The sequence below is a fragment of the Mesorhizobium loti genome, assembly GCF_013170705.1.
In the GTDB taxonomy this organism is placed as follows: Bacteria; Pseudomonadota; Alphaproteobacteria; order Rhizobiales; family Rhizobiaceae; genus Mesorhizobium; species Mesorhizobium loti_D.
Map to the genome: position 1 here is coordinate 2848351 of NZ_CP033334.1, position 22107 is coordinate 2870457.

At 62.2% G+C, this 22107-nt stretch carries 20 protein-coding genes; 16 read left to right on the forward strand and 4 right to left on the reverse strand.

Features of this window, described 5'->3' with window-relative positions:
* Positions 1 to 21: 21 nt before the first annotated feature.
* The 3 genes from EB815_RS13800 to EB815_RS13810 all read left to right on the forward strand — a co-directional run bounded on the left by EB815_RS13800 (position 22) and on the right by EB815_RS13810 (position 4425).
* On the forward strand, positions 22 to 939 hold the full coding sequence (locus tag EB815_RS13800) for a class I SAM-dependent methyltransferase (protein WP_245303328.1): 918 nt from the start codon (positions 22 to 24) through the stop codon (positions 937 to 939).
* A 364-nt stretch (positions 940 to 1303) separates the two neighbouring features.
* Positions 1304 to 3055, forward strand: a complete 1752-nt coding sequence (locus EB815_RS13805; RefSeq protein ID WP_065005144.1) for a type I secretion system permease/ATPase — start codon at positions 1304 to 1306, stop codon at positions 3053 to 3055.
* 26 nt (positions 3056 to 3081) lie between these two features.
* Positions 3082 to 4425, forward strand: a complete 1344-nt coding sequence (locus EB815_RS13810; RefSeq protein WP_056567904.1) for an HlyD family type I secretion periplasmic adaptor subunit — start codon at positions 3082 to 3084, stop codon at positions 4423 to 4425.
* A gap of 47 nt (positions 4426 to 4472) precedes the next feature.
* Here the strand turns inward: EB815_RS13810 and EB815_RS13815 are convergent, their stop codons facing one another.
* Positions 4473 to 5846 carry a hypothetical protein gene (locus EB815_RS13815; RefSeq protein WP_244493994.1) on the reverse strand — a complete coding sequence of 458 codons (1374 nt, stop codon included), beginning with the start codon at positions 5844 to 5846 and terminating at the stop codon, positions 4473 to 4475.
* Between the two features lie 686 nt (positions 5847 to 6532).
* Here EB815_RS13815 and glmS point away from each other — a divergent pair.
* The 5 genes from glmS to EB815_RS13835 all read left to right on the forward strand — a co-directional run bounded on the left by glmS (position 6533) and on the right by EB815_RS13835 (position 10962).
* Positions 6533 to 8356 carry a glutamine--fructose-6-phosphate transaminase (isomerizing) gene (gene glmS / locus EB815_RS13820; protein ID WP_171883291.1) on the forward strand — a complete coding sequence of 608 codons (1824 nt, stop codon included), beginning with the start codon at positions 6533 to 6535 and terminating at the stop codon, positions 8354 to 8356.
* A gap of 354 nt (positions 8357 to 8710) precedes the next feature.
* Positions 8711 to 8905 (forward strand): hypothetical protein, encoded by a 195-nt coding sequence (locus EB815_RS33415; protein ID WP_210261674.1) that lies wholly within the window; start codon positions 8711 to 8713, stop codon positions 8903 to 8905.
* A gap of 13 nt (positions 8906 to 8918) precedes the next feature.
* Positions 8919 to 9887, forward strand: coding sequence for a glycine betaine ABC transporter substrate-binding protein (locus tag EB815_RS13825; RefSeq protein ID WP_056570539.1), 969 nt, complete (start codon positions 8919 to 8921; stop codon positions 9885 to 9887).
* Entirely contained in the window at positions 9884 to 10600 is a 717-nt protein-coding gene (locus EB815_RS13830) for a L,D-transpeptidase (RefSeq protein WP_244494043.1), read from the forward strand. The genes EB815_RS13825 and EB815_RS13830 overlap by 4 nt, the downstream gene beginning before the upstream one ends.
* A gap of 38 nt (positions 10601 to 10638) precedes the next feature.
* Complete coding sequence (locus EB815_RS13835) at positions 10639 to 10962, forward strand: hypothetical protein (RefSeq protein ID WP_065005803.1); 324 nt, start codon at positions 10639 to 10641, stop codon at positions 10960 to 10962.
* 106 nt (positions 10963 to 11068) lie between these two features.
* Here the strand turns inward: EB815_RS13835 and EB815_RS13840 are convergent, their stop codons facing one another.
* Positions 11069 to 11911 (reverse strand): LysR substrate-binding domain-containing protein, encoded by an 843-nt coding sequence (locus tag EB815_RS13840; protein ID WP_056570541.1) that lies wholly within the window; start codon positions 11909 to 11911, stop codon positions 11069 to 11071.
* Between the two features lie 93 nt (positions 11912 to 12004).
* Here EB815_RS13840 and EB815_RS13845 point away from each other — a divergent pair, with 93 nt between their 5' ends.
* On the forward strand, positions 12005 to 13006 hold the full coding sequence (locus tag EB815_RS13845) for a bile acid:sodium symporter family protein (RefSeq protein WP_065005807.1): 1002 nt from the start codon (positions 12005 to 12007) through the stop codon (positions 13004 to 13006).
* A gap of 123 nt (positions 13007 to 13129) precedes the next feature.
* Here EB815_RS13845 and EB815_RS13850 read toward each other — a convergent pair whose 3' ends face one another.
* Entirely contained in the window at positions 13130 to 14452 is a 1323-nt protein-coding gene (locus EB815_RS13850; protein ID WP_056570568.1) for an MFS transporter, read from the reverse strand.
* Positions 14453 to 14666: 214 nt separating this feature from the next.
* Here EB815_RS13850 and cyoA point away from each other — a divergent pair, with 214 nt between their 5' ends.
* From cyoA to EB815_RS13885, 7 genes are read left to right on the forward strand one after another with little or no spacing between them, the layout of a single operon-like run.
* Positions 14667 to 15848, forward strand: a complete 1182-nt coding sequence (gene cyoA / locus EB815_RS13855) for a ubiquinol oxidase subunit II (RefSeq protein WP_056570543.1) — start codon at positions 14667 to 14669, stop codon at positions 15846 to 15848.
* Between the two features lie 10 nt (positions 15849 to 15858).
* A complete protein-coding gene (cyoB, locus tag EB815_RS13860) occupies positions 15859 to 17856 on the forward strand; it encodes a cytochrome o ubiquinol oxidase subunit I (RefSeq protein ID WP_065005802.1) in 1998 nt (665 codons plus the stop codon).
* Between the two features lie 9 nt (positions 17857 to 17865).
* The gene (gene cyoC / locus EB815_RS13865) at positions 17866 to 18492 is read left to right on the forward strand and encodes a cytochrome o ubiquinol oxidase subunit III (protein ID WP_065005801.1); all 627 of its coding nucleotides are present in this window, start codon (positions 17866 to 17868) and stop codon (positions 18490 to 18492) included.
* A complete protein-coding gene (cyoD, locus tag EB815_RS13870) occupies positions 18489 to 18866 on the forward strand; it encodes a cytochrome o ubiquinol oxidase subunit IV (protein WP_056570548.1) in 378 nt (125 codons plus the stop codon). The genes cyoC and cyoD overlap by 4 nt, the downstream gene beginning before the upstream one ends.
* Complete coding sequence (locus EB815_RS13875) at positions 18863 to 19675, forward strand: SURF1 family protein (protein ID WP_065005800.1); 813 nt, start codon at positions 18863 to 18865, stop codon at positions 19673 to 19675. Before cyoD ends, EB815_RS13875 begins: the two co-directional genes overlap by 4 nt.
* Positions 19672 to 21024, forward strand: coding sequence for an ATP-binding protein (locus tag EB815_RS13880; protein ID WP_065005799.1), 1353 nt, complete (start codon positions 19672 to 19674; stop codon positions 21022 to 21024). Before EB815_RS13875 ends, EB815_RS13880 begins: the two co-directional genes overlap by 4 nt.
* Complete coding sequence (locus EB815_RS13885; RefSeq protein ID WP_056570570.1) at positions 21014 to 21550, forward strand: response regulator transcription factor; 537 nt, start codon at positions 21014 to 21016, stop codon at positions 21548 to 21550. The genes EB815_RS13880 and EB815_RS13885 overlap by 11 nt, the downstream gene beginning before the upstream one ends.
* Positions 21551 to 21552: 2 nt before the next feature.
* Here the strand turns inward: EB815_RS13885 and EB815_RS34240 are convergent, their stop codons facing one another.
* Entirely contained in the window at positions 21553 to 21819 is a 267-nt protein-coding gene (locus EB815_RS34240; protein ID WP_245303403.1) for a GFA family protein, read from the reverse strand.
* Positions 21820 to 22107 lie beyond the last annotated feature (288 nt).

Here is a 22107-nt window from a genome sequence, read left to right on the forward strand (position 1 = left end):
CGAACCGAACAGGAGATCCTGGTGAGGCTCAGTTCCAAGCGAGATGCGAAGCGGAAATGGTTGACGAACACGGCTCGGATGGTGCAGCCGGCGGCTTATGCCGTCGATACGCCTTCGGCGGTTCGAATTCTCATGGCCGAGTCCCAACCCCGCAAGTGCGCAGTTTGGCAGGACCTGGCGTCCAGCCAACAGATCCACACTCAGGGCGACCGGGTGTCGGACGACTACAGGACCAGTCATTGCGCGCCGGGCTACGGCACGCACTACAACATGACGTACGAGTCCGGCTACTATGGTGCGTTGTGGGACAAAATCGAAAGGCCAATGATCCTGGACATTCTTCGCCCAATGGGCGGAGCCGGTCGAAACTGCCTCGATTTTGCATGCGGAACAGGCCGCATCACCAACGTCGCGGCTCAGGTTTTCGGCGAGGTGGTCGGCGTCGATGTTTCCAAATCCATGCTTGCCTGCGCGCAAGTTCCGAACAATGTGAAACTGCGCAACATCGATATGACGATGGAATCCCTCGAAGAGACCTTCGATGTCGTAACCGCTTTTCGCTTCTTTCTGAATGCCGAGGATCAGCTGAAACGGGAGGCGCTGAAAGCGATTAACCAGCAGCTGAAGGATGGCGGACGGCTCGTGTGCAACGTTCATATGAATGCGACTTCGCCCATCGGCCTGGTTTGCCGGCTGCTCAATTGGTCGCTTGGACGCACGGTTCGCAACACGCTAAGCGAAACCAGATTCAAGAAACTCCTGACCGCTTCGGGCTTCCTCGTGGAGGAGGTGATACCTTACGGCTATCTGCCTCGGCCGGGACGCTTCCTGCCGGGAATCTGTGAAGCACTGATCGAGCCATTCGAGAAGCTATCCAGAACCCTGCGCGTTCCCGGACAATTGGCGCAGCATTTCCTTGTTATCGCGAGGAAGCACTAGAAAGGCGAGATCGCTTACTCAAATGGTTCAGTGAAGCGGCTATGAGCCGGGCGCCGTGGCTTTGCCTCAGCGGCGACTCACCCCCAGGAAAAATGACGCAGGCTCGATTTCGTTTGCCTGAAACGCGATCTGTACAGCCACCCTCGCACCTTAAAACGGCAGTTTTCCCCTGGTTTGATGCGTCGATTCCCGGTTTTTCGGGCCAGCGTCACGATTTTGCTACATTTTGACCGAAGGCCACGTACGTTAGTGGGGCGTAATATTATAAGGCAAAAAGGGAAACGCTCCTGAAAACCAAAAAAATGTTGACGGCCGGCGGAGCCAGTGAACCTGCCCGACGACTTCTTACCGGAGGTCGCAAGCCATGAACCTTGGTGGAAACTCGCCCGATCTGCGTGGCGCTATGCTTGGCGCCGCGCCCGCACTGGTAGGCGTTGGCGTGTTCTCGGCGGTCATAAACATTCTCGCCCTGACCGGCTCTGTCTACATGCTGCAAGTCTACGACCGCGTTCTGCCTTCGCAGAGCGTTCCGACGCTGGTCGGATTTACGATCGGGATGCTGGGCCTTTACGCGGTTTACGGCCTGCTGGATTTCGTGCGGCTTCGCCTCCTGGTTCGAATCGGCAATCGCCTCCATAAGACTCTGCAGCAACGGGTCTTCGGGCTCTCATTGTCCTTGCCGCTCATCGGCGGGCAGGACGCGAGCCGGGTACAGCCGCTTCGTGACCTGGATCAGTTGCGCGGCTTCCTTTCCGGATTAGGGCCGACTGTCGTCTTCGACGCACCGTGGATACCGTTTTATCTACTGGTCATCTTTCTTTTGCATCCTTCGCTCGGTCTGCTGGCGACGGGCGGCGCGATTGTTGTCGTGCTGCTCACGGTTGTCGCGGAAATCCTTGGCCGCGGCCCGGCCGCGCGCGCCTCCGAGACGCTTGTGTCACAGCGCAATCTTGCCGACTCTGGCCGCCGCAATGCGGAGGTTGTCCGCGCGATGGGCCTTTCCGGGCGGCTCGCCCGCCGATGGGGGGAGGTCAATCACGCATATCTCACGCACCAGGAGCGCCTTTCCGACATCGTAGGCGCCACCGGTTCAACGTCGAGGGCGCTGCGGATGGCCTTGCAGTCCTGCGTCCTGGGACTTGGTGCCTATCTCGTGATCGGAGGTGAAGCGTCGCCCGGCGTGATCATAGCATCCTCCATATTGCTGGGCCGCTCGTTGGCCCCGGTTGACGCGGCGATGGCAAACTGGAGAGGGTTTGTGGCATTCCGTCAGAGCTATTCCCAACTGGCAAGGGCGCTGACCGCCTTCGGCAGCCATGACGAGCTCATGGAGCTGCCAGCCCCGCAGGCGATGCTTGCGGTCGAGGAACTGACAATTGCCCCGCCAGGCCAGCAAAAACCGACCGTGGCCAATGTCAGTTTCCGCCTGCAGGGGGGCGCGGGAATGGCGATTGTCGGCCCAAGCGGTTCCGGGAAAACGACACTTGTGCGCGCGCTGGTGGGCGTGTGGCAGCCGCTTCGCGGAACGGTAAGGCTGGACGAAGCCTCGCTCGACCAATGGGGTCACGAACAGCTTGGCGCCCATATCGGCTACCTGCCGCAAGATGTTGAACTGTTTGATGGAACGGTTGCCGACAATATTTCGAGATTTGGCGGCAAGGGCGACGCCAAGGGCGTGCTGGCAGCCGCCAGGGCGGCGGGCGTCGACAAGATGATCATGCGATTGCCGAATGGTTTTCAAACACGCGTGGGCGAGGGAGGGGCAGCCCTTTCGGCCGGACAGAGGCAACTCGTCGGGCTTGCCAGGGCACTTTATGGCGAGCCGTTTCTTGTCGTCCTCGACGAGCCGAATTCAAACCTGGACGTCGATGGCGATGCCGCCCTGGCCGGCGCGATCCTGGCGGTGCGCCAGCGCGGAGGCATAGTCATCGTCGTTGCGCACCGTCCTTCCGCCCTCACCAACATCGACAAGGTACTCGTAATGTCGAATGGGACGCTTCACTCCTTCGGCTCGCGCGAGGAGGTCCTTGCCAACGTTATCCGGCCCTTCCCCTCGCCCGCTGAGCGGCCGGCGTCGGTTGTCCCGATGCAGAAGGGAGTAAGCGGTCATGCGTGAGGTGCTGCTCCGTGTCTGACGCGACGATGTTTTCATACGTGCCGCTCGGCGATGCGACCCGAAGGACCGAGGCGAATTCGGCCGAGACGCGGGATGATATCCGGGCCAACCTGATCCTGGGTGCGGCGATCACGGCCCTGTTGATTGTCGGCGGCGGGCTTTGGCTCGGTTTGACCAAGATCGCCGGCGCGGTGATTGCGCCTGCCACCGTGGTGGTCGAGAGCAACATAAAGAAAGTCCAGCATCTGACCGGCGGCACGATCGGCGGCATATTCGCGCAAGATGGCGATCATGTCCGGGCCGGCGACGTGGTGGCCAGGCTGGATGACACGCTGACGCGGGCCAACCTGCAGATAATCAGTGAGGATCTCGATCGCGCCACCGTTCGACTTGCGCGGTTGGAAGCCGAGCGACAAGGCCTGTCGGAGATGCAGCTTCCTTCCGGCCTCCAGACGCGGATGGGCGACCCGGAACTGGCCGCACTCGTCAATGGCGAGCGCGCCCTGTTTGAAAGCCGCGCCACGGCGTTGACGGGGCAGAAGGCACAGTTGCAAAGTCGCTCAAAGCAACTCGAGCGTCAGATCGATGGCCTCAAGGCACAGCAAGCCGCGGAAGACCAATCCGTGGTCTTGCTGGATGGGGATCTTGCCGACGTCCAGGCGCTTTTCACAAAAAAGCTGGTGTCCAAGGAGCGACTGAGCAACATCAGATTGGATGCCACCCGGGCGCACGGAGAGTCAGGGCGCCTCGCGGCGGCGGTTGCCGAGGCGCAGGCCCGGATCAGCGAGACCGAACTGCAAATTCTTCAGCTCGATGAACAGAGGCGCAGTGAGGTGACCAGCGAGCTTCGCGAAACCGAAGCCAAGCAGACCGAACTCGAAGAGCGCAAGGTTGTGGCGCAAGACGAATTGACCAAGACCACCATCCGCGCTCCGCAATCGGGAACGGTGCAGGAATCCTCTATCCATACAATCGGCGGCGTCATCGCCCCCGGCGAAGTGCTCATGATGATTGTCCCCGACACCGACAACCTCGTCGTCGACGCGCTGATTCCGCCGTCGCGCATAGATGATATTCGTCCCGGCCAGCGGGTCTCGATCCGGTTTCCTGCTTTCGACGCCGGCACCACGCCTGCTTGCCAGGGATCGGTCAAGCGCATCTCGGCGGACCTGATCAAGGATCAGCAGAAACAGCTTTCGTATTTCTCGGCGCGTATCAATGTCGAGAACAAGGCAGCCTGCCTGACCGACGCCAAGGTGCTCAAACCAGGCATGCCGGCAGAGGTTCATATAAGCACGGACGAACGCAGCGTCTGGTCTTATCTGCTGAAGCCTCTCACGGATCAGATGTCGCGGGCTTTCCGTCAGTGACGTGACGGATCGTTGCAACCGGGCCGCGGATATGGGCAGCCCTCTTCCTACGATGCGGTGAGCGCCCTGCGACGAACGCGGCGCATGGAGCGCGGTGTTCGCTCGGCCGTCACGGGAACCTTGGCTGCATCGCTCTTGTGCGGCAAGGCGTTCGCCTTCGTCGTCGCATGGAGCCTCTCAAGCGGCAGGAGTTCCCTGATCCTGGCGTTTACCGATGCAATTTCGGCCCGCAGGTCTTCGCATTCCTGCCGGCGGACATCGAGTTGTATCTGATCGGACGCCTGCTGCAGGGAAAGCTGTGAAAAATTGGCGGTTATCTTCGAAAGGTTCAGCTTGTCGGTTTCAGCCTCCTTGGTGAGAGCGGCCAACCTTTCATCCGCGACCTGCTTTTCCGCCACGGCCTCGCTCCATTGAAGCCTGAGCTTGGCGAGTTCGTTCGAGGCTTCGCTGTTTGCGTTTGATGCGAGTTCCAGTCGTGAATGGAGGTTCTGAATCTCGGAACGCGATCCTCGAATTTCGGCACGGCAGCGTTCGATCTCGGCGTTCTTCTCCGCTTCCATGATACGGGCGGCTTCCGTCAGCTCGGACAGTTTCGCCTGGGCGACCTCAAGCGACGTATGGAGGCGTGTCGCTTCCTTTTCGCTCTTGCCAAGTGCAGCCAGCAATTCGGAGTTTCGTGCCGCTTCGTTGGCATGGATCGTGGAAAACCCGTCGAGCCTGTGCCGCGCCTCGTCTTCCCGCTTCAGCGCTTTTTCGAGGTCGATCGACAGGCTGACATTCTTTTCCCGCAGCTGTTTGTTTTCGCGCGCGCGTCTGTCGGCCTCGACGGTAGCCGCTGCAAGTGCGTTAGTGAGGTCTCCGAATTCCGCTTCGTTTTTTGCGTTCGTGTTCGCGGCCTCCACGAGTTCCAGCCTTGCCCCGGCCAGTGCGCCGCGAAGCGCCTCACAGTCTTGAACCAGGCTTGCCTCGCGCTGCTGCAAGGCCTCCACAATGCCTTCCCGCTCGTGCTGCCTTCGATTCAGATCATTGAGCCTGTCCGACAGGCTCCTTTGCTCCGCGGTCAGGTTCAGATTCGCCAGCTCGAGTTCGTTGGCTCGCAGAATGTCGGCGTGAAGAATGTGGAACAATTCGCGGGTCAGGTGATGTGTGCTTGCGATCTCCGACAGTTTCGCGTTGATCTCCTCGAAATGGAGCTTCGCATCGCGAAACAGCCCATCGAACGAAGTCAAGGCGGCCATACGGCTCTGCGTATGAGAGGTCAGTCGTCGCGCGGGTTCCGCAGTGCCGGCACTGTCTCCGGTTTGGGCGCTCTTGTCCTGTTCGCTGTTGTCCTCTTGCATGGGCGTCTCGTCCGCGACGGCATCTCTTGCCTGCTCTGACAGATCGGACAAACCAAGGCACTCGTCGACGGCGTTCGCCAAGTCGGCTTCGAGATCCTCGAAGGACTTCTCGGCGTTGTCGGCACGCCTGATCAAATCTCTGAACTTCATGCCCTACATCCCCCTTCAGCATGCCTGGATCGAGCAAGGCGAGGATTAAGCTTCCCCTTTGTATCGAGAGGTCAGTTCGGCGTCTTCGTGCAATCAAACGATGCCGAGCGCCAGCGATTTCAGCGCCTTAACGGCAAGGAGCGGTCGAGATCATGAGCGACAGGCCAAGGTTTGGTCTCCTGCGTGGACTCAAGTGCCGCTCGCTTGCAGGCATCCGGGGCAGTCCGGGCCCCATGTGGATCAAGCGGCCCGACAGCCTCTTGGAGGGGGGCATCAGGCGGCCGGGCCTAACCGGCTGTTGGGTGTGTTTTGGTTTGCCGGCTGAGTCAACATGCGCCTCGGCTGGCGGAAGCGCATCATTCGAACGAACTGCCCGTCTTCAGATGTCTCTTGGCCGACCACGCAGGCTCCGCCACGGAACTGCGCCCTCTTTGGGCGACTTCGGACTTCAAGCACGACAGGTCGGCTTTCGATTAAGTCCATGGGCTCCTTCAAATGAACGATCAGCCCGTGGTCGGGGAGGGATAGCATGGCTCTTGTGTGCAATGTGACTTTCATGGCAGGCCGGCCATCCCTAAATAGCGCTGGTTTTCCACGGGGAATCGGGGACTGTCTGCATGTGCGGTATCGTTGGAATCGTCGGCCATTCGCAGGTTGCGCCGCTCATCGTCGACGCGCTGAAGCGGCTCGAATATCGCGGCTATGACTCGGCCGGCGTGGCCACCATCGAGAAGGGTGAGCTTGGCCGCCGGCGCGCCGAGGGCAAGCTGATCAACCTCGAACGCCGCCTCAAGGACGAGCCGCTCGGTGGCACGATCGGCATCGGCCACACGCGCTGGGCAACCCATGGCGTGCCCAACGAGACCAATGCGCATCCGCATTTTTCCGACGGTGTCGCCATCGTCCACAACGGCATCATCGAGAATTTCGCCGAGCTGCGCGATGAACTGACCCGCGACGGCTATTCCTTCTCCTCGCAGACCGACACCGAGGTCGTCGCCCATCTGGTGGCGCGCGAACTGGCCAGGGGGCTGAAGCCGGTCGAGGCGGCGCACCAGGCGCTGAAGCGGCTCGAAGGCGCCTTTGCGCTGGCCATCATGTTCAAGGGTGACGAAGACCTGATCGTCGGCGCCCGCAACGGCCCGCCGCTGGCCGTCGGCCATGGCGACGGCGAGATGTTTCTGGGCTCCGACGCCATCGCGCTGGCGCCCTTCACCAATTCGATCACCTATCTGGAGGACGGCGACTGGGCGGTGGTGCGCCGCGACAGCGTCGCCATCTTCGACATCGACGGCGGACAAGTCGAGCGCAAGCGCCAGCAGTCGCTGTCGACCTCCTTCATGGTCGACAAGGGCAACCGCCGCCATTTCATGGAGAAGGAGATCCATGAGCAGCCCGAGGTGATCTCGCACACGCTGGCGCATTATGTCGACTTCGTCTCCGGCGTTTCCAAGCCGCTCGACCTGCCGTTCGACTTCGCAGGGATCAACCGGCTGGCGATCTCGGCCTGCGGCACCGCCTATCTCGCCGGCCTGATCGGCAAATACTGGTTCGAGCGCTATGCGCGGCTGCCGGTCGACATCGATGTCGCCTCGGAGTTCCGCTACCGCGAGATGCCGCTGTCGGCCAACGATGCCGCCTTCTTCATCTCGCAGTCGGGCGAGACCGCCGACACGCTGGCCTCGCTGCGCTACTGCCGCAAGGCCGGCATGAAGATCGGCGCCGTCGTCAATGTGCGGGAATCGACCATGGCGCGCGAATCCGATGTCGTGCTGCCGACGCTGGCCGGACCCGAGATCGGCGTCGCCTCGACCAAGGCCTTCACCTGCCAGCTCTCGGTGCTGGCCTCGCTCGCGGTGCGCGCCGGCGTGGCGCGCGGCACGATCTCGAAGGATGAGGAGAAAACCCTGGTGCGGGCGCTTTCGGAAGCGCCGCGCTATGCCAACCAGGTGCTCAAGCTCGAAGAGCAGATCGAGCGCATCGCGCGGGACCTGTCACGCTATTCCGATGTGCTCTATCTCGGCCGCGACACCAATTTCCCGCTGGCCATGGAAGGCGCGCTGAAGCTCAAGGAAATCTCCTACATCCACGCCGAAGGCTATGCGGCGGGCGAACTGAAGCACGGGCCGATCGCGCTGATCGACGAGAACATGCCGGTCATCGTGATCGCGCCGCATGACCGCATCTTCGAGAAGACCGTGTCCAACATGCAGGAAGTGGCGGCGCGCGGCGGCAAGATCATCCTGATCACCGACGGCAAGGGAGCGGCGCAGGCGAGCGTGAAGACGATGGAGACGATCATCCTGCCGGACGTTCCCGAAATCATCTCGCCGATCATCTATGCGCTGCCGATCCAGATGCTGGCCTATTTCACCGCGGTCTTCATGGGCACGGACGTCGACCAGCCCCGCAACCTGGCGAAATCGGTCACGGTGGAGTGACGAGGATGTCGCGCTTTCCGGGGCAGGCCGCACCATCCGGCAACTGCTGACCGGATCCAGCACGACGCCCTGATTTTCCATCCATGTGGCGGAGGCGGGAGGCCGCTTCGGCGGTGATGGCAATAGTGGGGTTGCTTCCATCGACCATGTGCTGGCGGCGGTTGCAACTCCCGCTGCTTCCTGCGTGGGCTGACGGTTGTTACTGTTACGTACTCCTTCGATGCAGCCTCAGATGCAAGCTTGGCAGCAACGCCAATCAGATTCGGGGGCTCCAATGACGGTCGCGAAGCAATCGCAGCTCATCTTGGCTCCTGCGATGATTCCGACCGCCAACGTCACCGAGCAGGAGCAGCGGTGGCGCCGCTTCGCGGCAAGCGCTACTTTGTCCGTTGTGGATCCGAACACGCGCAACCTTCGGGCCAGACCAACAATCTGGCTGAGAGGTTGGAGGCACCTTCGGTGGCGATCGACGAACGACACCAGCTGTCGATGGACTGCTCGCTGAGTGATTGGGTGTCTTCGAAGATTCCGACCAAAATGAGCACGTGAAGAGGATCACTTGATGGCCGACCTGGTGAAATTGGCATTGAAAGTGGCGGTTGTTGCCTCGGCGATTGTGTTCGGCGATATTCGCACCCGCGCTGCTGATCTGGTTATTGCAATGCCGAACTGGTCGTCGGGTCAGGCGACGGCCAACATCCTGAAAGTGAGTCTCAAGAAGGAGTTCGGGCTCGATGCGGATGTGGTGGAGATGGGCACCATGATTGCATTCGCCGGTTTGGACTCCGGCCAGGTCGACATCCATCCGGAAGTGTGGCTGCCGAACCTCGATACCTTGGTCAACAAGTATGTCACTCAGGCCGGTACGGTCGCGATCAGCCCGATCGGGGTTCCGGCCTGGCAGGGCATCTGCGCCAACCGGACAGCGGCCGACAAATACGGCTTCAAGGATATTTCGGACCTCAGTGATCCGAAGAAGACCGAGGCGCTCGACACGAACGGAGACGGCAAGGGCGAGGTGTGGATTGGCGCCCAAACGTGGTCGTCGACCATCATCGAGCGCATCCGCGCCAACAGCTACGGCTATGCCAGGAACCTGACGTTGCTCGAAATGCCGGAAGATGTGGGCATGGCGGCTGTGGATGCGGCGGAGGCCTCGGATCGGCCGATGGTCTTCGCTTGCTATGCGCCGCATGTGGTCTTCAAATTGCACGACATAGTCCGCCTGACGGAGCCGCCATACGACGCCGCCAAATGGAAGATCGTCCTGCCGACGGAAGACCCGCAATGGCTTTCGAAATCGAGCGCCGCGGTCGGCTGGGACACGGCCCATTACCACATCGCCTACGCGACCTCGTTGCGCAAAAAACATCCGGAGGTGGTTCGCTTCCTGGAGCACGTCGACTTCAAGCCGGAGGAGGCGATCGATATGAGCTACGCGCTCCAGGTCGAGCGGCAGGCGCCCTCTGCCTACGCCGAGCAATGGGTGGCCAGGAACGAGGCGCGCGTCGAAGGATGGGCCAAGCAATGACCAGACGCAGGAAGACAAGGTTCGGCACGGACGAACGGGCGGCGGGAACCGGCGGCAGGCATGCGGCAAGCCTCGCGGTTGTGCTGGCGCTGGGGTTGGTTTTTTCCACCACCGCGTCCCTTGCCGCGGGAACGCAGGTCTACGATCCCAAGACGCGGCAGTGGACGGATTACAATCGCACCAAGGCCTACCAGTACTACAAGCTTCACAGGCAGGTACCGGAATCCTTCCGCCCGCAGGTGGTCAAGTTCCGGACCGCCGAGCAGCCCGGCACCATCATCATCGACGGCAACCAGCACTTCCTCTATCTCGTCCAGCCCGGCCAGCAGGCGATCCGCTACGGCATCGGCGTGGGCAGGGAGGGCTTCGGATGGGCCGGCATCGTCAAGGTTGGGCGCATGGCGGAGTGGCCGACCTGGACACCGCCGGCCGAAATGGTTGCCCGGGATCCAAAAGCCCGGCCCTGGGCCAATGGCATGCCCGGTGGGCCCGACAATCCGCTCGGCGCGCGGGCGCTCTACCTCTATGAAGACGGCCACGACACCATCTACCGGATCCATGGCACGCCCGAACCGTGGACCATTGGTCTGGACGTATCGTCCGGATGCATCCGCATGAACAATGGCGACATCATCGATCTGCATTCCCGCATCAAGGTCGGGGCGAAGGTCATCGTGCTGATGCAGGGCGCGGCGCTCTACAAGGGTGTGTGAGCGAGGACGGACGTTCGATAAACACAGGGGACAACACCATGGTGACCGGCAGACAGATCAGGATGAGGCACTGGGCCGGAGCGGCCTTGATCGCCATCGCAACGGCTCTGGCGGCATGCCAGAGCGCGCCGACGCCCGACCAGATGTCGAGGACGACGGTCGAAACAGCACCGGCCGATCTCCAGCTTCTTTGTGCCGGCGCGGCGGCGAAAGCGAGCGGCGTCGATAGCGGCAAGGCGTTGCCGACCAGCTCGCGAAAGCTCGATTCCAAGAGCTTCCAGGTCGAACTGAACGTCGCGGGAAAACCAACCAGCTGCATCGTCGATACCGACGGTAAAGTGGCTTCAGTTCAGCCGGCCTGATTTTAAAAAACGCCGATAAGCATCGAAGAGCGGCGTCCAGGAGCTGAGCGTATTGGACGGGCGCGCTCGGCCGGGCTTTAGCCTTGACCGCCACCTACGCTGCCGGTCAGCGCAAGCCTTTCACCTTGTTCAGAATATCATCCGAAAGCGCTGAGACGAGCGCCCTGTCCGCGCCCTTGCTCGGGATGAGGACGAATTCCACATCCTCCAATTGTGGCAGGCTGCCGATCTCCTTCAGGCCTGAAGGCGACATGCTTTGCGGTTGCACCAGAACCCCCATCCCAGCGCGTGCGGCGGCCGTCAGCCCGCTCAAGCTTCCGCATGTGCAGACAATGCGCCATGGCATGCGATGTCGCTCGAGCGCTTCCAGCGCGATGCTGCGCGTGACGCTCGGCGGGGGGAAGGCGATCAACGGCAAGGCCGCGAGCGACAGGACGTGTTCCGGATCGCGGGCGAGCCAGACAAGCGGCTCACGATAGACGAGCCGGCCACGGCTGTCGCCCAGCCGGCGCTTCGCCAGGACGAGATCGAGTTCGCCATTATCCTGCATTTCGTAGAGCAAGCCGCTGAGAGCAACGGTCAGTTCGAGATCGACGGATGGGTGGGACCGGACGAAATCCTCCAGCACCAGTGGCAGACGGCTGGCAACCAGGTCCTCGGACACGCCGAGCCTCAACGTGCCGCGCAGCCTCTGCGCGGTGAACAGCGCCTGCACCTGCCCCTCTATGGACAACAGGGTCCGGGCATGGCCGAGCAGGGCTTCGCCATCAGGCGTCAGCACCACCTTGTGCGTATCCCTGGCCAGCAACCGCCTGCCAATCGCGGCTTCCAGCTTGCTGATGTGCTGACTGACGGTGGATTGCCCCAACCCCAGCCGCTCGGCCGCGAAGGTGAAGCTTCCCATCTGCTGGACGGTGACGAAACTGCGAAGTTGGACCAGATCGAGCATTGATATCTCAATTCACGATAACTGTTATTCCTTGTATCCTATTTTACAATGCACGAAAAGACGACCTTGGACCCATTCTGGAGCGAACATGTCATGCGCCGCTATCTGCCGGACTCGTTTCTGATCCTGCTGTTGTGCACCGTTGCGCTTGCGTCTGTCGCGCCAGCAACCGGGGCGTTCGCGGGATGGTTCGCGGTTGCGACCAATCTTGCCGTGGCGCTTCTGTTCTTCTTGCATGGTGCGCGGCTCTCGCGCGATGTCGTGATTGCCGGCCTGATGCATTGGCGCCTGCACCTCCTCATCCTTCTGACGACCTTTGGCCTGTTCCCGCTGCTGGGTCTGGCGCTTGGCTATCTGCCTGCCTCGATCCTGCCCAAGCCGCTCTACCTCGGCATCCTTTTTCTGTGTGTCCTGCCCTCGACGGTCCAGTCCTCGATCGCGTTCACCTCGATGGCTGGCGGAAATGTCCCCGCGGCCATCTGCTCGGCTTCCGCCTCCAACATCTTCGGCATGTTCCTCACGCCCCTGCTCGTCGGACTGCTCTTCTCCATCGGCGGTCACGGCGGATTTTCATGGAATGCGTTGAGCCAGATCCTGGTGCAATTGCTCCTGCCCTTTGCGCTCGGACAGCTGCTGGAGCCGCGGATCGGCAACTGGATACGCTCTCGCAAGACGCTGCTGATGCCTGTCGATCGCGGCTCGATCCTGATGGTCGTCTATTTGGCCTTCAGCACGGCCGTCGCCGAGGGGCTATGGCATATGTTCTCGCTGCGCGACATCGCTGTGGTCGTTGTCGCCGACATGGCGCTGCTCGGCCTGGTGCTTCTGTTCACTGCCTATGGCAGTCGGCTTCTCGGCTTCGACAAGGCCGACCAGATCACGATCACTTTCTGCGGCTCGAAGAAGAGCCTGGCGAGCGGCGTGCCGATGGCCAACGTCATCTTTGCCGGCCAGGGCGTCGGCGCGATCGTTCTGCCGCTGATGCTCTTCCACCAGATACAGCTCATGGTCTGCGCCATGATCGCCCAGAAATATGCCAGTGCGGCGCACCGGTCCGCCGCACGGCAAGCCAAGCCGGCTGCTTCGGTGGCTTAGTTGGGTTTGCGTGTATAGCAGGAGGATCGCGCGCCGCGGAGGGCTTCACCCCGAGCAGGCAATGCGGCAACGGGCTGGGTCACCAATCCGATCAGCCTCATATCCACAATCGAAGGCACCTGATCAATCGGCTTGGCGGTCCGCGGCCGGACGACGTCCGTCGATCCACAAGGCGAGCAACGTGCAAGCCGCGCCCGATAGCAGATAGGCGCCGGCGGCGATGAGGCCGAAATTGCCGGCGAGCAGCAGGGCCGCGAGTGGCGCGAAGCCGGCGCCGAACATCCATGCCAGATCCGAGGTTATTGCCGAGCCGGTATAGCGATGCTGCCGGGAAAAACTCGACGCAACGACGCCGGACGATTGACCGAAACTCAGCCCCAGGAGGATGAAGCCCAGCACCATGAACAGGGCTTCGCCGACTGCGCCGCCATCCAGAAGCTGCGGGGCAAAGCCGCTGAACGTCGCGATGGCGATCGCCGAACCGCCAAGCAGCGCACGGCGTCCAACGCGATCGGCCAGCGGCCCTGACGCGACGATCGCCGCAATGCCGAACAGTGCGCTCACCGCTTCGATCGCCAGGAAACGCGCCGGCCCTTCATTGGTGAACAGGAACACCCATGAGAGCGGAAACACCGTCACCATGTGGAACAGGGCGAAGCTTGCCAGTGGCGCGAAGGCGCCGACGACGACATTGCGGCCTTCGGCCCGGATCGTGTCCCTGATGCGCGTCGGCTGCAGGTCCCCGCTCTCGTACAGTTTCGAGAATTCAGGGGTGACGACAATGCGCAGCCGGGCGAACAGGGCGACCACATTGATGGCGAAGGCGACGAAGAAGGGATAGCGCCAGCCCCAGGTGAAGAAGTCGTCGGCCGACAGGTTGGCGACGAAGAAGGCGAAGAGGGAGCTTGCCACGATGAGGCCGATCGGGGCGCCCAGTTGCGGGATCATGGCATAGAAGCCGCGCCGGTTCCGCGGCGCGTTCAGCGCCAGCAGCGAGGGCAGTCCGTCCCATGTTCCGCCTAGCGCCAGCCCCTGTCCGATGCGGGCAAGCGCCAAAAGCCACACCGCGACCGCGCCGATGTCGCCATAGGCAGGCAGAAACGCGATGGCCACGGTCGACGTGCCGAGCAGGAACAACGCGATCGTCAGTTTCGCGCCGCGGCCATAGGCGCGATCGACGGCCATGAACAGCACGGAGCCGAACGGGCGGGCGACGAAGGCCAGCGCGAAGATGCAAAAGGAATAGAGCGTTCCGACAAGCGGATCGTGCGTCGGAAACACCAGCCTGGGAAACACGATGACGGAGGCAATCGCATAGACGAAGAAGTCGAAGAATTCCGACGTCCTGCCGACGATCACGCCAACCGCGATATCCCCCGCGCTGACCTGGCCATGATGCGAGCCGATCAGCTCGCTATTCGTTTCGGCAGTCGAAGTCTGAGCCATCTTGTCCGTCGCCACCGCGTGGAATGAAGTGTCCGGGACCCAATTCTGGGGATTCCCCAAAGGTTCCATTGTGCGCTGCACACTGGGCCAAAGCCATGCCTCCTGGGCATTGGACAAATTGTCCAATGTCACCGCGCCGCCGCGAGCAGTAGCCCTTGATCGATACCGCATTGCAACATGAACCGTTGCCGCGGTCCATCGAGGGCAGCGTTTGATGAAACGATTTGGAGCCTTGCTTCTGTTCCCCCTGGCCGGGTTGTTGAGCGGCTGCGATCTGGTCGTGCTCGCGCCCGCCGGCGATGTCGCGGTCCAGCAGCGCGACCTGCTCGTGGTCTCGACCTTGCTGATGCTGATCATCATCGTGCCGGTCATGGCGCTGACCGTCTTTTTTGCCTGGCGCTACCGGCAATCCAACGCCTCGGCGACCTATGCGCCGGACTGGGACCATTCGACGAAACTGGAATTGGTGATCTGGGCCGCGCCCCTGCTCATTATCATATGTCTCGGGGCGCTGACCTGGCTCGGCACGCACCTGCTCGACCCATACCGCCGGATCGACCGGATCGAGCCCGGCCAGCCGGTCACGCAAAACCACAAGCCGCTCAGGGTCGAGGTCGTGGCGCTCGACTGGAAATGGCTGTTCATCTATCCGGACTACGGCTTTGCCTCGGTCAACGAACTGGCGGCGCCGGTCAACCAGCCGATCGACTTCCGCATCACCTCGTCGGCGGTGATGAACTCCTTCTACATCCCGGCATTGGCCGGGCAGATCTATGCCATGCCTGGCATGGAAACGAAGCTGCACGCCGTCATCAACCAGCCGGGCACCTACAGCGGCTTCTCGGCCAATTACAGCGGCGCCGGCTTCTCGGGAATGCGCTTTGCCTTCCACGGCCTGTCCGACCAGGCTTTCGACCAGTGGGTGGCGCAGGGCAAGACAGCCTCGGCGGCGCTCAACCGCGAGAATTATCTCGAACTCGAAAAGCCGAGCGAGAACGAACCGGTCCGCCACTATGCCTCCGTCGATCCCGACCTTTACGGCGCCATCCTCAACCTGTGCGTCGAGCGCGGCAAGATGTGCATGAACGAGATGATGTCGATCGATGCCAAGGGTGGCCTCGGTCTTGCCGGTGTCCGCAACACGCTGCCGTTGCAATACGACAAGCTCGCCCGGCGCGGCGCGGTGTTCGGGAACGATCCGTCCTATGTCGCCAGCATCTGCACGGCGGAGGAGGCGGCTGCCGCGGCGCGCGCGGCCAGCAATGCCACGGCGACGGATTGGCCGGCCAAAAATCTTTCCCCGCTGCGCGGGGCGGGGCTGCTGAGGCCCGGGACCGAGAGCCGTCGCGCCGAGGCGGATGCGCCGTCGCTCGGCCTCCTGCGGCGCGAATTGTGAGAGACAGCCGATGCCCGATACGCTGACCAAATTCATCTTCGGCCGCCTCACCTGGGACTCGCTGCCGCTGCACGAGCCGATCGTCGTCGCCACCTTCGTCGCGGTGGCGCTCGGTGGCCTCGCCCTTCTCTGTGTGATCACCTATTTCAAGCTGTGGGGCTACCTGTGGCGCGAGTGGTTCACCAGCGTCGACCACAAGAAGATCGGCATCATGTACATGGTGCTGGGCCTGGTCATGCTGCTGCGCGGCTTCTCCGACGCCATCATGATGCGCCTGCAGCAGGCCATCGCCTTCAATGGTTCCGAAGGCTACCTCAATTCGCATCACTACGACCAGATATTCACGGCGCACGGCGTGATCATGATCTTCTTCGTGGCGATGCCCTTCGTCACGGGACTGATGAACTTCGTCGTGCCGCTGCAGATCGGCGCGCGCGACGTCTCCTTCCCCTTCCTCAACAATTTCAGTTTCTGGATGACGGTCGGCGGCGCGATCCTGGTCATGGCGTCGCTGTTTGTCGGCGAATTCGCCCGCACCGGCTGGCTCGCCTATCCGCCGCTTTCCGGCATCGGCTACAGCCCCGATGTCGGCGTCGACTATTACATCTGGGCGCTGCAGGTGGCGGGCGTAGGCACGACGCTATCGGGCATCAACCTCATCTGCACGATCATCAAGATGCGCGCGCCCGGCATGACGATGATGCGCATGCCTGTCTTCACCTGGACGTCGCTGTGCACCAACGTGCTGATCGTGGCGTCCTTTCCGGTGTTGACGGCGGTGCTCGCGCTGCTGTCGCTCGACCGCTATGTCGGCACGAACTTCTTCACCAACGACTTCGGCGGCAACCCGATGATGTATGTGAACCTCATCTGGATATGGGGTCACCCCGAAGTCTACATCCTCATCCTGCCGTTGTTCGGCGTCTTTTCCGAGGTCACCTCGACCTTCTCCGGCAAGCGCCTGTTCGGCTACACCTCGATGGTCTACGCTACGGTGGTCATCACCATCCTGTCGTACCTTGTCTGGCTGCACCACTTCTTCACGATGGGCTCAGGCGCCAGCGTCAATTCCTTCTTCGGCATCACCACGATGATCATCTCGATCCCGACCGGGGCGAAGATCTTCAACTGGCTGTTCACCATGTATCGCGGCCGCATCCGCTTCGAACTGCCGATGATGTGGACGGTGGCCTTCATGCTCACCTTCACCGTCGGCGGCATGACCGGCGTGCTGCTTGCCGTCCCCCCGGCGGACTTCGTGCTGCACAACAGCCTGTTCCTGATCGCGCATTTCCACAACGTCATCATCGGCGGCGTGCTGTTCGGGCTGTTTGCCGGCATTGCCTACTGGTGGCCCAAGGCCTTCGGGTTCAAGCTCGATCCGTTCTGGGGCAAGGTGTCGTTCTGGTGCTGGGTGGTCGGCTTCTGGTTCGCCTTCATGCCGCTCTACATACTCGGCCTGATGGGCGTGACTCGCCGCATGCGCGTCTTCGACGATCCTTCGCTGCAGATCTGGTTCGTCATCGCCGCCTTCGGCGCGGTGCTGATCGCCGTCGGCATTGCCGCCTTCCTGATCCAGATCTTCGTCTCCATCCGCAGGCGTGAGGCGCTGACCGATCCGACCGGCGATCCCTGGGATGGCCGCACGCTCGAATGGTCGACGTCCTCGCCGCCTCCCGCCTACAATTTCGCCTTCACGCCCGTCGTGCGCGACAACGACGCTTGGTGGGACATGAAGAAGGCCGGCTACATGAGGCCGCTCTCAGGCTTCAGGCCGATCCACATGCCCAGCAATACCGGCACCGGCATCATCCTGGCAGCCTTCAGCGTCGCGCTCGGTTTCGGCATGATCTGGTACATCTGGTGGCTGGCGGCGCTGAGCTTCGTCTGCCTCATAGCCACCGCGATCGGCCACACCTTCAACTATATCAGAGACTTCCACATTCCGGCTGCCGAGGTCACGCAGACGGAGGAGGCGAGGACGACGCTCCTCGCCGCTCAGGGCTAGGGTTCGAGCATGGCTTCGATGGCAACCACGACCGGAACCGAACCGGTCTTTCACCTGGAACAAGAGCCTGCGCACGCTGAAGGCGGCAGCACCATGCTCGGCTTCTGGCTCTATCTGATGAGCGACTGCCTGATCTTCGCGATGCTGTTCGCGGCCTATGGCGTGCTCGGCGCCAACTACGCCGCGGGCCCGGCGCCCAGGGACCTGTTCGACCTCAATCTGGTGGCGGTCAACACCGCCATGCTGCTCCTCTCCTCGATCACTTATGGCTTTGCCATGCTGACCATGGACAAGGGCCGGGTCGCGGCGACCCAGGCCTGGCTCGCGGTGACCGGCCTGTTCGGCCTGGCCTTCCTGTCTATCGAACTCTACGAATTCGCCCACATGATCCATGAAGGCGCCACGCCGCAGCGCAGTGCCTTCCTGTCGTCCTTCTTCACCCTGGTCGGCACGCACGGGCTGCATGTCACCTTCGGCATTGTCTGGCTGGTGACGCTGATGACGCAAGTCGCCCGGTTCGGCCTCATCGAAGCCAATCGTCGCCGGCTGATGTGCCTCTCGATGTTCTGGCACTTCCTCGACGTCGTCTGGATCGGCGTCTTCACCTTTGTCTATCTGATGGGGATGTTGCGATGAACACCCATGATCATGCCGCAGGTCACGGCCACGCCCATGGCGGAGCCGCGCATGGATCGTTCAAAAGCTATCTGACCGGCTTCGTCCTGTCGGTGATCCTCACCGCCATCCCGTTCTGGCTGGTCATGACCGGCGCCCTCGACAACAAGCAGGCCACGGCGATCGTCATCATGGTCTTCGCCGCGGTACAGATCGTTGTCCACATGGTGTTCTTCCTGCATATGAACACCGCCTCGGAGGGCGGATGGTCGATGCTGGCCCTGATCTTCACGCTGATCCTGGTCGTCATCGTGCTGACCGGCTCGCTTTGGGTGATGTACCATCTCAACGCCAACATGATGCCCGGGCTTCACGACATGCGCGAGATGCCATGAGCCCGTCGCCGGGCGCGGGGAGGACCACTGTCGAGACAGCGATCGGACAGGCTGGCATCGGCGTGTCCGGCGCGCCGCGCAGGGACGCCGGCAGGTCGCCCGCGTCGCGATTTTTCCTTGGGCTGCTCGGCCTCCTCGGCGTGCTGGTGCTTGTTGGGCTCGGCATATGGCAACTGGAAAGGCGGGTCTGGAAGCTCGACCTGATCGCCCGCGTCGACCAACGTATCCATGCTCCGGTTGTCGACGCGCCTGGCCCAGGCGCCTGGGACGGAATGACCGCGGCCAGCAGCGAATACAGCCATGTGCGATTGGCCGGGCGCTTTCTGGGCGGCGCCAACACGCTGGTGCAGGCGGTGACGGAGCTTGGCGGCGGCTATTGGGTGCTGACGCCGATGCGAACCGACAGCGGCTTTGTCGTGCTGATCAATCGCGGCTTTATTCCCCAGGAACGCAAGGCCGAATTCGAACGGGAGAGCGGCGGTTTTCCGTCGCCGGCCGTCATTGATGGGTTGTTGCGCATGAGCGAGCCCGGCGGCGGCTTCCTGCGCAGCAACGATGCCGCGGCCAATCGCTGGTATTCGCGCGACGTCGCCGCCATCGCAACCGCGCGCGGCCTGAGAGATGTCGCGCCTTATTTCGTCGATGCGGGGGCATCCGGCGACTGGCCGCGCGGCGGCCTGACAGTCGTGACTTTCCGCAACAGCCATCTGGTCTATGCTTTGACCTGGTTCACGCTCGCTGCGATGCTTGCCGCTGCCCTGGCCGCGCCGATGATCGCTCGCCGCCGGCGGCAAGGACCGGCAAGATGAGCGTCCCGACCCAAATGCTCCGCAACGACAAATCCTTCGCGGCGGCAACCCTTGCCGGCAAGGGCGGCGCGGTCGCCAATCCCGACGCGGCGAACAGGAAGAACCTGCTCCTGCTCATCCAGCTGCGCTGGCTGGCGGTGGCGGGTCAGGTCCTCACCATTCTGGTGACGGAATACTGGTTCGATATCCCGCTTCCGTTGCTGGAGATGGCGGGCGTGGTGCTTTTCCTCGTCGGGCTGAACATCTTCAGCCTGCTCGCCTTGCGCGGTCAGCGTCCGATCAGCAACGCGCAACTGTTCGTCGCGCTCATTTTCGACATGGCGGCGCTGACGACCCAGCTTTACCTCAGCGGCGGCGCCTCGAACCCGTTCGTGTCGCTCTATCTGCTGCAGATCACGCTTGGCGCCGCGCTGCTGACACCCTGGTCCACCTGGAGCCTGGTGGCCGCCGCTTCCGCCTGCTTCGTCTTCCTCACCTTCCAGTTCCAGCCTATCGCGATCCCGCATCACGGCGGCAGCGACCTGCTGGTTCTGCATATCAGGGGTATGTTCATCTGCTTCGTGCTGGCTGCTGGCTTGATCGTGATCTTCATGACGCGCATCAATCGCAATCTGCGCGAACGTGATGCCTATCTCGCGGATCTGCGCCAGCGATCGGCCGAGGAGGACCACATTGTGCGCATGGGCCTGCTGGCGTCGGGCGCCGCGCATGAGCTGGGCACGCCGCTGTCCACCATCTCCGTCATCCTCTCCGACTGGCGCCAGATGCGCAGCGTCACGCGCAACCGCGAACTCGCGGCGGACATGGCCGAAATGAAGGCGCAGATCGAGCGCTGCAAAAGCATCGTCTCGGGCATCCTGATGTCTTCGGGGCAGGCACGGGGCGAAGGCACGATCCGCACCAGCATCCGCCATTTCCTTGACGATCTTGTCGAGGAATGGCGTGTCAGCCGCCAGCCGCTCAATCTGCGCTACAGCAACGATTTCGAACCCGACGAGCAGATCGTTTCCGACACGGCGCTGAAGCAGGTCATCTCCAACGTCTTCGACAACGCCCAGGAAGCATCGCAGGATTGGGTCGACGTCACCGCCGAGCGGCAGGGCGAGAAACTGGTGATTTCCGTACGTGATCGTGGGCCGGGTTTTGACCAGGGTATTCTGGCCGCGCTCGGCCAGCCCTATATGTCGAGCAAGGGACGGCCGGGCGGCGGCCTTGGTCTTTTCCTTGTCGTCAACGTGGTTCGAAAGCTCGGCGGCGACTTTTCGGCGCGTAATATGGAGCGGGGCGCCTGTGTTACCCTCTCGCTGCCGCTCGCGGCGCTGACCGATGGAGATGATCATGCGGCCTGATCGATCCCTGTTTATCGTCGAGGACGACGCCACCTTCGCGAAAACGCTGAAGCGCTCGTTCGAAAAGCGCGACTACGACGTCATGGTCTGCCATGGCAGGGAAGATTTGGCTCGCGCCCTCGAGACAGCGGTTCCGGCTTACGCGGTCGTTGATCTCAAGCTTGGCGCCGGCGGCTCCGGGCTGGAGTGCGTCAAGCTGCTCAGCGCCCGCGATGCTTCGATGAGGATTGTCGTGCTGACCGGCTTTGCCAGCATCGCCACGGCGGTCGAGGCGATCAAGCTCGGCGCATGTCATTACCTGGCCAAACCCGCCAACACCGACGATATCGAAGCCGCCTTCGGCCGCGCCGAAGGCGATGTTTCGGTTTCGCTGAGCAGCCGTCCCACCTCGATCAAGAATCTCGAATGGGAACGCATCCACGAAACGCTCGTCGAGACCGGCTTCAACATCTCCGAAACCGCGCGCCGGCTCGGCTTGCACCGGCGCACCTTGGCCCGGAAGCTCGAGAAGCGTGTGGTGAGATAGCTCTACCATCGCTCTTCAGTGTCGTGGTGCGGCAGGTCTATTCCGCAGCAGACCCAGCCAAGCCGCCGGCTTGATCCATAATTGTAGTGGGGCTGCAGCGAGGCTGGATCGTCGAACGTGCCGACATGCAGCGCGACTTCGTCGGGCGACGCGTCATAGGTCAGGCTGAGCGGCGATCCACAGGCTGAACAGAAGCCCCTTTGGGCGATTGGCGACGACCTGCGGCAGTTCGGCTCCGCGCCGGTCCAGGTCAGGCTCTGAGAGGGCACCCACGCCAGAACCGCGAACGCGCTGCCTGTTGCTCGCCGGCACATATCGCAATGGCAGTAGTGCACCCTCGGTTCGCTTCGAACATTGAAGCGAACCCTGCCGCAGAGACATCCGCCGCTCAGCATCATCTTGGCGTCTCGTGGCCTCTCCGATGGTCTCATCCGAATGCTTCCGTTCGCAGCAACGGAAACGTCGATCGGTTGCGTTGGTTGCCGCCAGCCCACTCGGGGAACGAGTCCCGGCTTGTGACGTTCCCGTGTCCGGGACGGCAATGGAAGAAGTCCATG

Excerpts from the sequence above, each read along its gene's own strand:
- EB815_RS13805 (WP_065005144.1), top strand. The coding sequence starts at position 1,304 with ATGAACCTTGGTGGAAACTCGCCCGATCTGCGTGGCGCTATGCTTGGC.
- EB815_RS13810 (WP_056567904.1), top strand. The coding sequence starts at position 3,082 with ATGTTTTCATACGTGCCGCTCGGCGATGCGACCCGAAGGACCGAGGCG.
- glmS (WP_171883291.1), top strand. The coding sequence starts at position 6,533 with ATGTGCGGTATCGTTGGAATCGTCGGCCATTCGCAGGTTGCGCCGCTC.
- EB815_RS13825 (WP_056570539.1), top strand. The coding sequence starts at position 8,919 with ATGGCCGACCTGGTGAAATTGGCATTGAAAGTGGCGGTTGTTGCCTCG.
- EB815_RS13830 (WP_244494043.1), top strand. The coding sequence starts at position 9,884 with ATGACCAGACGCAGGAAGACAAGGTTCGGCACGGACGAACGGGCGGCG.
- EB815_RS13835 (WP_065005803.1), top strand. The coding sequence starts at position 10,639 with ATGGTGACCGGCAGACAGATCAGGATGAGGCACTGGGCCGGAGCGGCC.
- EB815_RS13840 (WP_056570541.1), bottom strand. The coding sequence starts at position 11,911 with ATGCTCGATCTGGTCCAACTTCGCAGTTTCGTCACCGTCCAGCAGATG.
- EB815_RS13845 (WP_065005807.1), top strand. The coding sequence starts at position 12,005 with ATGCGCCGCTATCTGCCGGACTCGTTTCTGATCCTGCTGTTGTGCACC.
- EB815_RS13850 (WP_056570568.1), bottom strand. The coding sequence starts at position 14,452 with ATGGCTCAGACTTCGACTGCCGAAACGAATAGCGAGCTGATCGGCTCG.
- cyoA (WP_056570543.1), top strand. The coding sequence starts at position 14,667 with ATGAAACGATTTGGAGCCTTGCTTCTGTTCCCCCTGGCCGGGTTGTTG.
- cyoB (WP_065005802.1), top strand. The coding sequence starts at position 15,859 with ATGCCCGATACGCTGACCAAATTCATCTTCGGCCGCCTCACCTGGGAC.
- cyoC (WP_065005801.1), top strand. The coding sequence starts at position 17,866 with ATGGCTTCGATGGCAACCACGACCGGAACCGAACCGGTCTTTCACCTG.
- cyoD (WP_056570548.1), top strand. The coding sequence starts at position 18,489 with ATGAACACCCATGATCATGCCGCAGGTCACGGCCACGCCCATGGCGGA.
- EB815_RS13875 (WP_065005800.1), top strand. The coding sequence starts at position 18,863 with ATGAGCCCGTCGCCGGGCGCGGGGAGGACCACTGTCGAGACAGCGATC.
- EB815_RS13880 (WP_065005799.1), top strand. The coding sequence starts at position 19,672 with ATGAGCGTCCCGACCCAAATGCTCCGCAACGACAAATCCTTCGCGGCG.
- EB815_RS13885 (WP_056570570.1), top strand. The coding sequence starts at position 21,014 with ATGCGGCCTGATCGATCCCTGTTTATCGTCGAGGACGACGCCACCTTC.